The following is a 14,084-nucleotide window of genomic DNA, read 5'->3' as shown; positions in this document are numbered from 1 at the left end:
ATATGTCTCACTTTGTCCATTATTGTATAATTTTTTGAGGACTGCACAATCACCCCATCGCGATCGCCTAATTTCACAATTGCCGTCTTTACACCCTACACCCACTAAATCTAGGTTAATACTCCCGAAAATCATCAGACTCATGGGGATATATAGATCGGGTAAGTTTACCAGAATTTAATCGAGATAGACACTTGTTATAGTGAGTCTAATTTTAGCTTTTTAAGGACATGCTTTATGGTTGACCCATCTGAATTTTTGTATCCTCGTAGTCGATATTACGGTGAGTTCCGGCCAGAATATCTAGTTTTTGATGCTAACTTGCAAGAATTTGCTCAAAAAGTTACCTATATTTGTTCCTTGGAAACTGGGGGTAAAATTCTCCCCCTAGAAGCCTACGAACAAATTCGTAAGTTATGGCTAGAACTAGAACAAAGTAAAGATCGGTTAGGTTTAGAAAAACCGCCTGAAGACCCTTCAGCAGACTAAGCCTCAATCAGACTTAAAATCATGCCTTCCCGGGCCAAAATGGTATTGGGATAGTTATGTTGAACTTCCTCTTCAATTTGGTCGAGGGTATCATCATCATGATTGGGTTCATGGTGAAAAATGATCAGCTTTTTCACCCCTGCGGCTTGGGCTACTTTAACCCCTTCTTGCCAGGTAGAATGACCCCAACCAACTTTAGGCGATTTAGGGTTGCTGTATTCGTTGTCGGTATACATGGCATCGTAGATCAGGATATCAGCATCACGAGCTAATTTGAGGACATCTTCATCGAGGCGATCGCTATAATGCTCCGTATCGGTACAATAAACCGCCGTATGTCCTTGCCAAGTAATTCGATAGCCCATCGCTCCATTGGGATGATTGAGATGTCCCGTTTCAATCTCAATATCATCTAGGGTAACCCGGTCTCCTGGAGAAACCTGAGAAAACTTCAGATCTGCTTTGGGTATAGGTGAGGGGACAGGGGAATTCACATGGAGAATGGCATGATGGAAGTGGTCTTCTAAGGACTCACTCGAATCCGGTACATCCCCCCAAACATGGATTTGATTGCCTGGAGTAAATAAGGGCATGAAAAACGGTACACCTTGGATATGATCCCAATGGTAATGGGTAAAAAAGAGATTAATATCCAGAGGGAATTCTGTGGAGAGGCGATCGCCCAGAGCGCGCAAACCCGTTCCGCCATCAAAAATAAAGTGTCTCTCTCCAATACGCATTTCTAGGCAGGAGGTATTGCCACCATAGCGCACTGTTTCCGGGCCGGGAGCGGGAATACTGCCTCGCACACCCCAAAATTGAACCTCAAAACGTGAAGAAGAATGCTGACTAATCATAATCGAGTGTTCCGCATTGACCTTGGTGACGTAGGAGGTGGTCACATAAAACCAGGGCCACCATTGCTTCTACCATAGGCACGGCTCTAGGTAAAACGCAAGGATCGTGACGGCCTTTCGCCGCGAGAAGGGTTTCTTCCCCTTCTCTAGTAACAGTACGTTGTTCTTTACGAATGGTGGCGGTTGGTTTAAACGCCACGCGGAGAATAATCGATTCGCCATTGGATATTCCTCCTTGAATACCTCCGGAACGATTGGTAGTGGTGCGAACTTGCCCTTGATTGTCTAGGGTAAATTCATCATTGTGTTCACTCCCGGTGAGTAGCGTTCCGGCAAATCCAGAACCGATCTCAAATCCTTTTGTTGCCGGTAAAGACATCACCCCTTTAGCCAAATCTGCCTCTAGTTTATCAAATACGGGCATTCCTAGACCTTTTGGCACATGACGAGCTACACATTCGACCACCCCACCTAGGGAGTCTCCTTCCCGTTTAATGGCTTCAATGCGCTCAATCATCCGTTCATAGGCTTCGGGATCGGGACAACGGACGATATTACTTTCTACTTGTTCAAGAGTGACCGTTTGTGGATCGACGATCGCCTCTAGATCTTGAATGCGTTTCACATATCCAATAATTTCTACCCCAGCAGCCTGTTTGAGGATTTTTTTGGCGATCGCCCCGGCTGCCACTCGGCCAATGGTTTCCCGCGCCGACGAGCGCCCCCCACCTTGCCAATTCCGAATCCCATATTTAGCATCATAGGTCGCATCTGCATGGGATGGCCGGTATTTTTGTGCCATTTCATCATAATCCTGGGGCCGGGTATCCTTATTGGGAACCAAAATCATAATGGGTGTTCCCAAGGTTTTCCCTTCAAAGACTCCAGAGAGAATCTCACAGGTATCCGTTTCCTTGCGTGGTGTCGTAATTTTACTTTGTCCCGGCCGACGGCGATCCAACTCTACTTGAATCTCCTGAGCTGAAATCTCTAGGCGCGGTGGACAACCATCAATAATCACTCCAACCCCACCCCCATGGGATTCCCCAAACGTCGTAATCCGAAATAAATGCCCGAAGGTATTACCCATAATTCTTAGTTAACCTAGCTTAGATCTATCCTACTGCCTAGCTCCCCTAAAATCTCAGGGTGTTTCAATTAAAAAGCATCAATCGACTGCTGTCAGGTAATTTCAACCTCGGAGAGTAGGTCTTACGCTAGAATCGGGAAAAACTTGCCACGCCTATGATCCGACGTATGGCTTTGCACTCTAAATGGTTGGGGAAAATTGGGTTAATTACCATTGGGTTCTTGCTGGGGATTTCTGGGGGAATTTATGGAATTTTATTACTCTTGCGTCCGGCTCGTACTCCCCAGGTACAGGAACTGTTTCCGGGAGTGACGTATACCCGTTTGGTTCGCTCAACGCCCCGTCCGTCGATCATTCATCAAGTCAAAATTGACTTAAAGGTTGCCCCCATGCAACCCTTGGTGACTCCAGGAGATCCGCAACCGGATGGTATGGATATTGCGGCGCGCACGACTTCGGAGTTTGTACGGGAATTTGGCGTACAGTTGGGGATCAATGGGAGCTTTTTCTATCCTTTTGAGGTTAAGTCCCCTTGGCAAGTTTATCCTGAATCGGGCGATCGCGTGCGGATTGCTGGCCAGGCGATCGCCAATGGTATCGAATATTCTCCGGTGAATGCGGGTTGGCCGGTTCTCTGCTTCCTCTCCTCCCGTCGTGCAGTCATTCCGGGGGACTTTACTTGTCCGGCTGAAACTCAAGAGGGGATTTCTGGGGGCACTATTCTAATCTGGGATGGGGACGCGGTTCCTCTGATGTCCGGGCCGTTTTATGATTATGCTTATCCTCGAACGGCGATCGGATTGGATGCATCGGGAACTCAGGTCTTTATTGCGATCGTGGATGGCCGTCAACGGTTCTATAGTGAGGGAATGTCTTTACCCGAATTGCAAGCTTTGTTTGCAGAGTGGGGAGTAGAGACGGCGTTAAATTTTGATGGCGGTGGATCGACCACTTTGGTGGTTGCCGATCCCGATCTCAGGGTTCTCAATGCCCCCATTCACACCCGTATTCCCCTGCGTCAACGTCCGGTGGCGAATCATTTGGGTTTTGTGAGCCGTGAGGAGTAGGAATGACAAATCACAAATAGCGCTCAATAAACTGAATGACCTCTGCTAATCCGGTATGGTTTTTAAGGTTGGTAAAGATAAAGGGTTTATCGCCGCGCATTTTTTTTGCATCCCGTTCCATGACATTGAGGTCTGCACCAACTAAGGGAGCCAGGTCGATTTTATTAATCACTAATAAATCAGATTTCGTAATTCCCGGGCCGCCTTTACGGGGGATTTTATCACCAGCAGCGACATCAATTACATAAAGGGTAATATCGACTAATTCGGGACTAAAGGTAGCCGCTAAATTATCACCGCCACTTTCGACAAACAGCAGATCTAAGTCGGTAAAGTGTTGCTCGAGTTGCTCGATCGCCACTAAATTAATGGAAGCATCTTCTCGAATCGCTGTATGGGGACAACCTCCGGTTTCTACTCCAATAATGCGATCGCCAGATAACGCCCCAGATCGGACTAAAAATTGGGCATCTTCTTGGGTATAGATATCATTGGTTACCACCGCAATTTGATACCGGTCTCGCAAAGTTTGACACAGTAAATTTACCAGGGCAGTTTTCCCCGATCCAACGGGGCCAGCCACTCCTACACGCAATTGAGTCATAAATAAAGTACTTTTTATTTTAACTAAATCCCTTAGAAAGGGTGAGTTTAAAAGAAAAACAGTTTAGCCATTACCCATTACCCGGATTTAGCTTCTAAAGAGTCGAGTATATTGGGTTTCATGGGCCATGCAATAGAGGGAGAATCCCCAGCTACAACTATAAAGGTTATCATCTTCTAAAGCCAGAATTTCGGGGACGATCGCCGTAATATGCGGATGAAGCTGAAATAGCAGCTTTTGACCTGTGGTTTGACCGAGGGGAATCAGCTTCACGCCAGCAGTGATGAGGTTAGAAACCCAGCTTTGCAGATAGGCTAAAAGTGCATTTGCGGGAGAAATCTGCCAAGATTGGGTAGAGATCGCAAACACCAGGGGATAACTCCATTCCGGCCCCAACTCCTGTAGAATAGGTGCAAGATCGGGTACTAACGTTTGCAGAAGGAGACCCAGCGATCGCCCCATTTGCACGGTTTGTTGTCGTAATTCTTCCGTTTCTCTAGTAGCTAAAAGCCAATGATTCCAATAGCGCAGCATCGCATAATCTCGCTTTTGCATGGCTTCCCCTCCCCGGATTAACGCCGCTCCATCCAGGCGAATCGAACCTAATCGTAACCCATCCCTCAACCATTGCTCTAAAGCAGTTTCATCGGTGATTTTTCCCTGTTCCACTAGGGTTTCTAAACCTTCAGAATAACTATAAGCTCCTACGGGTAAGCTGGGACTGGCGAGTTGTAATAAGGATAATAAGACAGAATCCTGCATATGGTATTTGTCATTGATATCATCAATATAGTAGTGAACAGTGGCTCAAAAATCCTAGTCTCTCTAGTGCTACATCCTAGGCTATGCGAATCCCCTTCAACTTCCCCTAAAATCCGACGCTAGGGGGGTGTGGAAATGGCTTCTGACCTCACAAGCCTTGTATCCCTTACCCAGTCTTCCTTGTAGCCTTTTAAATGTTTCAGGCAGCGTCGGACTAGACAGGACAAGGGTTTGAGCGATTTTCATTTACTTTTTAGCCTCCAGTGAGCTATGATTAGGGGTGTGCGTCGGAAATCAACCTTGAAAACTAAATACGGCAAGGGTCTCAGAAGCCAGCTGTTGAAACCTACTTAAATCCCTATGAGGGATTGAAACTCGAGTTCGGTGGCATCAAGGAATCCCATTGAGCAAAGTTGAAACCTACTTAAATCCCTATGAGGGATTGAAACTAGAAAAAGAGCTTCTTAGAAATGAGTGACTTATGCTTACTGGTTGAAACCTACTTAAATCCCTATGAGGGATTGAAACGGCTAATGTAGTCAAACTTAGCAAGGGCGAATCCCTGTCAGGTTGAAACCTACTTAAATCCCTATGAGGGATTGAAACTCTTTTTGAGGTGTGCAATGGGTAATGTGCAATGAGTAATGTTGAAACCTACTTAAATCCCTATGAGGGATTGAAACAGTATCCTAATAAAAACGATAAAATTGTTGACCTTGGTTGAAACCTACTTAAATCCCTATGAGGGATTGAAACCTTCTCATTATCAACCTGATGATTATGTTATCCAGATTGTTGAAACCTACTTAAATCCCTATGAGGGATTGAAACAAATTCAGCACGCAAATGATTAACAGCACAATAATCCTGTTGAAACCTACTTAAATCCCTATGAGGGATTGAAACATTATGCATGGCATGCAAATCTGACAATTCTGGGGCGAGTTGAAACCTACTTAAATCCCTATGAGGGATTGAAACCGCAATCGTGGACTCACTGTCCGCAATCGTGGACTGTTGAAACCTACTTAAATCCCTATGAGGGATTGAAACCCAAATACAACTACTGCAAGGGCTGGGATGATTTCGTTGAAACCTACTTAAATCCCTATGAGGGATTGAAACCGATTCTTAAATTTGCAGATATTCCCATTGGCTCAAGTTGAAACCTACTTAAATCCCTATGAGGGATTGAAACCTGAATCCTAAATCAACCGAAATCCCAGAAGGGTTCGGGTTGAAACCTACTTAAATCCCTATGAGGGATTGAAACTTAACAGGAAGGAACCAAGAATACAATCTTGCTTTATATGTTGAAACCTACTTAAATCCCTATGAGGGATTGAAACTTCAGGATGCGAAAAATCAGATCCTCCAATGGCAGTTCTAGTTGAAACCTACTTAAATCCCTATGAGGGATTGAAACAGCTTTACTGAGAGCAAAGTTGGCGCTAGAGCGTTCCCGGTTGAAACCTACTTAAATCCCTATGAGGGATTGAAACGGCAGGGATTTTAGATTCTGATGGATGCGTTTATCGTAATGTTGAAACCTACTTAAATCCCTATGAGGGATTGAAACGGAAGTTCGAGAAACACGCCAATAATTTTAAGACCAGTTGAAACCTACTTAAATCCCTATGAGGGATTGAAACAATCGTCATTGACCCACATTACGATCCTGATGAGTCTGTATGGTTGAAACCTACTTAAATCCCTATGAGGGATTGAAACGTGCGGCTGCTGCCGGGAAGCCGCTCCCAACTCCGGGTTGAAACCTACTTAAATCCCTATGAGGGATTGAAACAGCCTTCATTTTTAGTGCATTTTCAAGAATTTCAAGTTGAAACCTACTTAAATCCCTATGAGGGATTGAAACTTACTCCGGTAAATACGCTAACTCTCGCCACTTCCAAGTTGAAACCTACTTAAATCCCTATGAGGGATTGAAACAAAGACGCGCGATGGATATTATTTTTGATCGCTTTTACCACCAGTTGAAACCTACTTAAATCCCTATGAGGGATTGAAACGGACAGGAAAGTAACAACTGTGATAACTACGGCGAGTTGAAACCTACTTAAATCCCTATGAGGGATTGAAACATCGGAAATTTTTCACGAGGCAATGGGAAATTATCTGGAGAGTTGAAACCTACTTAAATCCCTATGAGGGATTGAAACAAGTGGCTTAACCGTTATCTTGGGGGGTTCAAATGTTGTATCGTTGAAACCTACTTAAATCCCTATGAGGGATTGAAACAATATTCAACTGATGACACAAGCATAAACCGATGGTTGAAACCTACTTAAATCCCTATGAGGGATTGAAACTGGGCCCAGGAGAACATCCTAAGCTGAGATATCAAAAGTTGAAACCTACTTAAATCCCTATGAGGGATTGAAACATTTTATTTTTTATTATTCTTCCTCCTGATTCAATTGATAGTTGAAACCTACTTAAATCCCTATGAGGGATTGAAACGCGACCTTTAATCGCCAGATACTTCAAACCGGTTTCACTGTTGAAACCTACTTAAATCCCTATGAGGGATTGAAACCTCCAATTATGAGTCATGACACCAATTCCGGGTCGTTGAAACCTACTTAAATCCCTATGAGGGATTGAAACGAGAAAATTTATAGGATTGGCGAGGCTAACAGGAAGCAAATCCTGTTGAAACCTACTTAAATCCCTATGAGGGATTGAAACCAGAGAGGCGATCGCCAAATTGCTCTTTAATTTGAGGTTGAAACCTACTTAAATCCCTATGAGGGATTGAAACTAACAACAAGACATTGGCTCGGCGATCGAAGCGCCTGTTGAAACCTACTTAAATCCCTATGAGGGATTGAAACTGTACAGTTGAGCTTCTTGAATCTCTTTGCTGATCAGTTGAAACCTACTTAAATCCCTATGAGGGATTGAAACTGTGCTGCCGTAAGGCTGAACATTGCCCACGGCAAAGAGAGTTGAAACCTACTTAAATCCCTATGAGGGATTGAAACTTCTCATTTCCCCTAGTGCATTATCTGAGGTAAAAGATTGGTTGAAACCTACTTAAATCCCTATGAGGGATTGAAACCAATAACCATCAGTTTCCTTAGTCCAGCCAGGAAGTGGATCGGGTTGAAACCTACTTAAATCCCTATGAGGGATTGAAACAGTGGCGATCGCACACTGCCATTGGTCGCTAAACATGATAGTTGAAACCTACTTAAATCCCTATGAGGGATTGAAACAATTTGGAGATTGAGAGATCCGCAGGCTCCCCAGGGTTGAAACCTACTTAAATCCCTATGAGGGATTGAAACGTAAGTGTTGTTGGAAGTCTTGACATAGCCAATTATTTCGCATTGAAACCCATCTACATTTCTATGAGAAACAATCTACCCATTGCTAGCGCGAAGCACTATGATTGATACACTCTTCCTTTCCAAGCGCCACCACGGCCTTGCCAGTGGCGTAGAGCCGAATCTAGAGTCATGAGAGTATAGAGTGAAGCGATAAGAGGTAGGGCGAAACCGGCTAAGGGAAATTGGCGATAGAGTTTAGCCGTAGGGGTATAGGAGATCGCCATTAATGCCCAAGTCACCCCGCCGATCGCTGTTAGAATGGGAACACCAGTAACCAGCCCCCAAACACAACCCACCACGGGCAAAATATAGACCAACACCATCCCCAAAAGTGTTCCCAGCAATAACCAAGGAGAATAATTGAGTTGGGTAAAAGCCGTTCGAGCAACCATATCCCAGATCGGTTGTAACGTGCTGTAAGAGCGCAAGCTGTACGTTGTCTCACTTAAGCCTAACCAGATGCGCCCGGAGCCAGTAGACTTCACCGCTTGAGCCAAAGTACAATCATCAATCAGAGCATCTCGCAGGCGCTCCAATCCGCCAATTCGGGTTAGGGCATCTGGCGGAATTAAAATACAGCCCCCTGCTGCGGCTGCCGTATATTTACGGAGATTATTCACCCAAGGAAACGGATAGAGTTTCTGGAAAAAGAAGACAAAAGCGGGAATCAAGAGATGTTCCCAAACACTTTCACAGTGTAATTTGACCATCACCGAGACTAGCTCTAGATCCTCCTGTTGGGCTTTGTGTACCAATTGGCTTAAGTGTTCCGGAGAATGTTCAATATCAGCGTCGGTGAACAGATAATAATCCGGGGGAGAAGATTGGCATTGGTAGTATTTAACGCCTTGTTCCATCGCCCAGAGCTTCCCTGTCCATCCAGAGGGTAAAGATTCTGAAGAAATGACCGTCACGCCCTCAAAGGATTGAGCTTGGATTCTGGTATCATCAGTGCTTTGGTCGTCTATAACCAGAATAGAGTAGGGGCCGGGATAATCTTGATCGACGAGCGATCGCACACTCCGACTAATCACCTCACTTTCATTCCGCGCTGGGACGATCGCGCCCACTTTAGGATAACTCACCTGCGGCTCATCCTCAGCATTAACTGATGCCTCTAGCCGTTGATTTGCCCACCAAAAGTTCCCCCAAAAACAGAGTAAAATTACCCAAATTATTCCCGATACACCCAGGCTAATCATCAACATAACGCCATTAAACATGAAATACGAACAACTCTCCTCCTTCCGATCCCTCCATGCTCCCCATCCCTCCATTCCTTTGCTTTAATGGAGGATGGATTTATTGATTGTTACAACAGGAGTAATTACATATGGTGGAGGCAGTGAAAGTCAGGACTCCGGCAAGCGCAGCCAACTTGGGCCCTGGCTTTGATTGTATGGGAGCAGCGCTAACATTGTATAATGAATTTTGCTTTTCGCTCCTTCCTGATGAAGGTTCCCTAGACATTGACCTGAAGGGAATTGATGTGGTTCATCTGACCACAGATGCTGATAACTTAGCGTACAAATCCTTTAAGCGGTTGTACGATCGCCTGGGAAAAAAGACCCCAGGGGTGAAGATTGAGATTGATATGGAAATCCCTCTGACGCGGGGGTTAGGCAGTTCAGCAACGGCAATTGTGGCTGGATTGGTAGCCGCTAATCATTTGGCTGAGAGTCCCTTAAGCCAAACCGAACTGATGGAATTGGCGATCGCCATAGAAGGATTTCCAGATAATGTGGTGCCCGCCCTCTTAGGGGGCTGTCATTTAGCCACAAAAGACGAAAGCGGTTGGTTAATCTGCGATATTCCTTGGCACGAGACCATTATTCCAGTGGTTGCCATTCCCAATTTTGAGTTATCCACCGCAGACGCACGCCGGATCTTGCCCAGTGGATACGATCGCCAAGATGCCATCTTTAATATCAGCCATATCGGACTATTGGTGCGAGGTCTGGAAACCGGTAACCCAGAATGGTTGAAAAGGGGCATGGAAGACAGAATTCATCAACCCTATCGTAAAACCCTAATTCCTGGGTATGATGAGGTCAAACAAGCCGCTATAGAAGCTGGCGCTCTGGGAGTCGCCATTAGTGGTGCCGGACCAACGTTGATTGCTTTCGTCAATGCAGATCGAGGGACTGAGGTGGGTACAGCAATGGTAGAAAGCTGGAAAACTCACGGTATCCATGTCGATGCTTTGTCGCTCATGCTCGATCGCAAGGGAACAACCGTTGAAACGGTTGAGCTAGAGTAACATTCTCCTCAAGTTGGGGAAACGTTCTGTAGTCTAGGTAACAAAAAAACGATCCAACTGGATTAAAATAGTTTCTCTGGCAAATTACTTAACGTTTCCTTAACTCAGGCAACAGGAGTGTAACGGTATGGCACATCGTATTGGTCGGCGTAAGTTTCTCGTCTATGGTTCTGCTGCTCTAGGCACGAGTATTTTACTTAAAGCTTGTGGGGGTCCAACAGATACAGCGAATGAAACATCTGAGCCGGTAGAGCAAAGTAATAGCACTACTCCAGCAGCAAGCAATACGATTAAAGTCGGTATTTTGCATTCCCTGAGTGGAACCATGGCGATTAGTGAAAAAAGTGTGGTGGAATCGACCCAATTGGCGATCGACCATATCAATGAAATGGGTGGAGTCCTCGGAAAACAGATCGAGGCGATCGTCGAAGATGGCGCTTCTGACTGGCCCACTTTCGCTGAAAAAGCCAGAAAGTTGATCGATCAAGACCAAGTGGTAGCGATTTTTGGCTGTTGGACTTCTGCCAGTCGCAAGGCTGTTTTACCAGTGTTTGAAGAAAAAGACCATATGCTTTGGTATCCTGTGCAGTATGAAGGCCAGGAATGCTCAAAGAATATTTTCTACACAGGAGCCGCTCCGAATCAACAAATTGAGCCTTCAGTAGACTGGTTATTAGCAGAGAAAGGTACAGAATTTTTCTTAGTCGGCTCTGATTATGTATTCCCCCGCACCGCCAATACGATTATTAAAGAGCAACTGGCTGCCAAAGGTGGAACTACCGTAGGAGAGGATTATTTACCCTTGGGGAATACGGAAGTGACCCCCATTATTACGAAAATTCGCCAAGCTTTGCCCGATGGTGGAGTAATTTACAATACTCTGAACGGGGATAGTAATGTCGCCTTCTTTAAGCAGATGCAAGGCGCTGGGCTAACTCCAGATAAGTATCCGGTAATGTCGGTGAGTATCGCTGAAGAAGAAGTGAAGGCGATCGGGGTCGAATATCTCAAGGGTCAATACGCCGCTTGGAATTACTTCATGACTGTCGAAAATCCAGCCAATGAGAAATTTGTCGCTGACTTCAAGGCCAAATATGGAGCAGAGCGCGTTACCAATGACCCCATGGAAGCCGCTTATATTGGTGTCCATATCTGGAAACAGGCTGTAGAGGCAGCCGGAACGGCTGATAATTTAGATGCTGTCCGTGAAGCCGCTTATGGTCAAACCTTTGAGGCTCCAGAAGGACCAGTGATGATGAATAATAGCCATCATTTGTCCAAGTGGGTACGGATCGGAGAAGTGCGTGACGATGGTCTGTTTGAAATTGTGAATGCTACCGATGCTGCGGTTTCTCCCCTCCCTTGGAACCAGTTTGTAGCCGAAACCAAAGGCTTTGCCTGTGACTGGTCAGATAAAGCCAAAGGAGGCAAGTTCAAGATTTAGAATTAACAATTAATGATGAATAATTGTTAGGCATCTGTAGGGGCGAAAAAAAATTTCGCCCCTACAAATTTTTGTAATACCATTTCTTTTTAAGAGTGCTACTAATCGATTTTTGAGAAGCAAGTTGCTCTTTCCCACTTGTTAAACGCAACATCAGACAGAAATGGTATAAATATTATTATTAATTTGGAGAAAATCGTGCAACTCTTACTCGAAGGAATTTTTAACGGCATTAGCATTGGCTCGGTTTTGCTCATGGCTGCCCTCGGTCTAGCGATTATTTTCGGCTTAATGGGTGTCATTAATATGGCTCACGGCGAGTTGATGATGCTAGGAGCTTATACCACATTTGTGGTGCAAAATGGTTTTAAGGCCATGGGCGATCAATTCTTTGAAGTTTATATCTTTTTTGCTCTACCGGCCGCCTTTGTTGTCGCCGCAATCATGGGAATTATTCTAGAGCGAGGGGTGATCCGGTTTTTGTATGGCCGCCCCTTAGAAACCCTGTTAGCCACTTGGGGCGTGAGCCTAATTCTACAACAGTTTGTCCGGAGTGTGAGTTGGCAAATGGTGATTGGGTTAGGGGTATTTTGCCTGCTGTTTTTTGGTGGTTGGTGGGTGGTATCCCGTCGCCCGAATTTTGAGCAGATGCGTAAATGGGCACTCTCGATCCTCTTACCTCTATCTGCCGGAATTGCGCTTACCACAGGGATTATCCTAGGTAATATCTTTAAATTAGCCGTCACTCAACCCTGGTTTGGAGCGCAAAACGTCGATGTAACTGCTCCCTCTTGGTTACGTGGGGGGATTCCCATCCTCAACTTCCAACTCCCCTACGCTCGCTTATTTATCATCGCCTTAACTGCAATCTGTGTGGTCGGAATTTATGTATTTTTACAGCGATCGCCCTGGGGATTACGCATTCGAGCCGTTACCCAAAACCGCACGATGAGCGCCTGCTTAGGCATTCCCACCCATCAAGTTGATGCGCTCACATTTGCCCTCGGTTCTGGGTTAGCAGGGGTGGCTGGATGTGCCATTAGCTTACTCGGTTCTGTCGGCCCCAATACAGGACAAAATTATATTGTTGATGCCTTTATGGTGGTTGTCGTCGGAGGTGTGGGTAAATTGGTGGGTAGCTTAGTGGCAGCCTTATCCATTGGTACCTTAAACTATCTCATCGGTTCCGGCACCCTCGCCTTAATTGCCACTCCTATTCAACCCATTGCGGATTTCTTTACCTTTTTTGCCACGACTAGCATGGCAAAGGTGATGGTATTTGCGTTCATTATTGCCTTCCTGCAAGTCCGTCCGGCAGGGATTTTCCCGCAAAAGGGGCGCACAGTCGATGCTTAATCATGAATCCTTACTCACTGTAAGGAATGCGTTAAGTTAGGACAGCTAAATTGTGGTTTTAGGGAATAGGGAACGGGGAACAGAAAATATCTTAACTCTCCCTTCCCTTGCTATACAAAAGTTTCCGCTCTTACCGTCATTTATAAATAACGGCTGGCTAATTGCATTAAATCCGCAATATCGATATCGCCATCACCATCCGCATCGAGTAACCGGCTCAAAACGGGATTTTTTTCCGCTTGATTGGCTCCCATTTCCACGACTTTTAGGACTAAGGGGACAGCCGTCGGTAAAGCCGATTCAATGGTACTCGCGGGTAAACCGGTTTTCTCGGCAGCCACTTGGACTAAATTTTGCAGTTGGGGTACGCTAAAGAGCGCTTGCACCGCTAGGGGATTGGCGGCCAGTCCGCTATACTGATCAAGGAGATTTTGGGCTTGGTCTTCTCCTTGTTCTTGCAGAGCCGATCGCGAAAAGCCTGCCACCACAGAAAGCAGCGATCGCATTTGCCCTTCATCTGCCCCCGTATCATTGGATAATTGCTGCACTGTATTCACCAGCCCACCAATCTGCCCTAAACCACCCTGCTCGCTCACTGCACCTACAATCTGATTAAACCATCCCATAATCTTTTCCTCCTAAACTTGCTACCCTAGAGGGTGTTCCCTTACCAAAAAGATGGGTCTAGAGCAACGCCCTTCCAGGGCGGCTTTTTCCCGACTCCTTGTGTTATAATAATATCATGAGAACCCTAAAGTTTAAGCTATACAAACATAAACGAAATAGATACCTGAAGCGACAG

General features: G+C 45.5%; 11 protein-coding genes and 1 CRISPR repeat array. Of the genes, 5 read left to right on the top strand and 6 right to left on the bottom strand.

The features are described 5' to 3' along the window. Positions 1-237 precede the first annotated feature (237 nt). The gene (locus tag AC3A14_RS21115; RefSeq protein ID WP_318734783.1) at positions 238-489 is read left to right on the top strand and encodes a DUF7219 family protein; all 252 of its coding nucleotides are present in this window, start codon (positions 238-240) and stop codon (positions 487-489) included. Here AC3A14_RS21115 and AC3A14_RS21110 read toward each other — a convergent pair. Both AC3A14_RS21110 and aroC read right to left on the bottom strand, forming a co-directional pair. Next, positions 486-1,346 (bottom strand): MBL fold metallo-hydrolase, encoded by an 861-nt coding sequence (locus AC3A14_RS21110; protein WP_318719169.1) that lies wholly within the window; start codon positions 1,344-1,346, stop codon positions 486-488. The genes AC3A14_RS21115 and AC3A14_RS21110 overlap by 4 nt on opposite strands. Continuing rightward, positions 1,339-2,436, bottom strand: coding sequence for a chorismate synthase (aroC, locus tag AC3A14_RS21105; RefSeq protein ID WP_318719168.1), 1,098 nt, complete (start codon positions 2,434-2,436; stop codon positions 1,339-1,341). Before aroC ends, AC3A14_RS21110 begins: the two co-directional genes overlap by 8 nt. Positions 2,437-2,591: 155 nt before the next feature. Here aroC and AC3A14_RS21100 point away from each other — a divergent pair, with 155 nt between their 5' ends. Further along, on the top strand, positions 2,592-3,503 hold the full coding sequence (locus AC3A14_RS21100; RefSeq protein WP_318734780.1) for a phosphodiester glycosidase family protein: 912 nt from the start codon (positions 2,592-2,594) through the stop codon (positions 3,501-3,503). 10 nt (positions 3,504-3,513) lie between these two features. Here the strand turns inward: AC3A14_RS21100 and ureG are convergent, their stop codons facing one another. The 3 genes from ureG to AC3A14_RS21085 form a co-directional block, all read right to left on the bottom strand. Next, the gene (ureG, locus tag AC3A14_RS21095) at positions 3,514-4,107 is read right to left on the bottom strand and encodes an urease accessory protein UreG (RefSeq protein ID WP_318734778.1); all 594 of its coding nucleotides are present in this window, start codon (positions 4,105-4,107) and stop codon (positions 3,514-3,516) included. 87 nt (positions 4,108-4,194) lie between these two features. Then, positions 4,195-4,869, bottom strand: coding sequence for an urease accessory protein UreF (locus tag AC3A14_RS21090; protein ID WP_318734775.1), 675 nt, complete (start codon positions 4,867-4,869; stop codon positions 4,195-4,197). Positions 4,870-5,207: 338 nt separating this feature from the next. Next, positions 5,208-8,180: direct repeats of the CRISPR family, unit length 37 nt; unit sequence GTTGAAACCTACTTAAATCCCTATGAGGGATTGAAAC. A gap of 98 nt (positions 8,181-8,278) precedes the next feature. Beyond that, positions 8,279-9,445, bottom strand: a complete 1,167-nt coding sequence (locus AC3A14_RS21085; RefSeq protein ID WP_318734772.1) for a glycosyltransferase — start codon at positions 9,443-9,445, stop codon at positions 8,279-8,281. 110 nt (positions 9,446-9,555) lie between these two features. Here AC3A14_RS21085 and thrB point away from each other — a divergent pair, with 110 nt between their 5' ends. The 3 genes from thrB to AC3A14_RS21070 all read left to right on the top strand — a co-directional run bounded on the left by thrB (position 9,556) and on the right by AC3A14_RS21070 (position 13,282). Beyond that, complete coding sequence (thrB, locus tag AC3A14_RS21080; protein WP_318734769.1) at positions 9,556-10,482, top strand: homoserine kinase; 927 nt, start codon at positions 9,556-9,558, stop codon at positions 10,480-10,482. Positions 10,483-10,609: 127 nt separating this feature from the next. After that, entirely contained in the window at positions 10,610-11,926 is a 1,317-nt protein-coding gene (gene urtA / locus AC3A14_RS21075; RefSeq protein ID WP_271940367.1) for an urea ABC transporter substrate-binding protein, read from the top strand. A 255-nt stretch (positions 11,927-12,181) separates the two neighbouring features. Beyond that, positions 12,182-13,282, top strand: coding sequence for an ABC transporter permease subunit (locus AC3A14_RS21070; RefSeq protein WP_390890006.1), 1,101 nt, complete (start codon positions 12,182-12,184; stop codon positions 13,280-13,282). Positions 13,283-13,422: 140 nt separating this feature from the next. Here the strand turns inward: AC3A14_RS21070 and AC3A14_RS21065 are convergent, their stop codons facing one another. Continuing rightward, positions 13,423-13,908 (bottom strand): DUF937 domain-containing protein, encoded by a 486-nt coding sequence (locus AC3A14_RS21065; protein ID WP_318734765.1) that lies wholly within the window; start codon positions 13,906-13,908, stop codon positions 13,423-13,425. Between the last annotated feature and the right edge of the window lie 176 nt (positions 13,909-14,084).

This window comes from Roseofilum sp. (genome assembly GCF_982964205.1).
The sequence above is the reverse complement of the archived record's forward strand: the minus strand, read 5'-3'. Positions and strand labels throughout refer to the sequence as shown.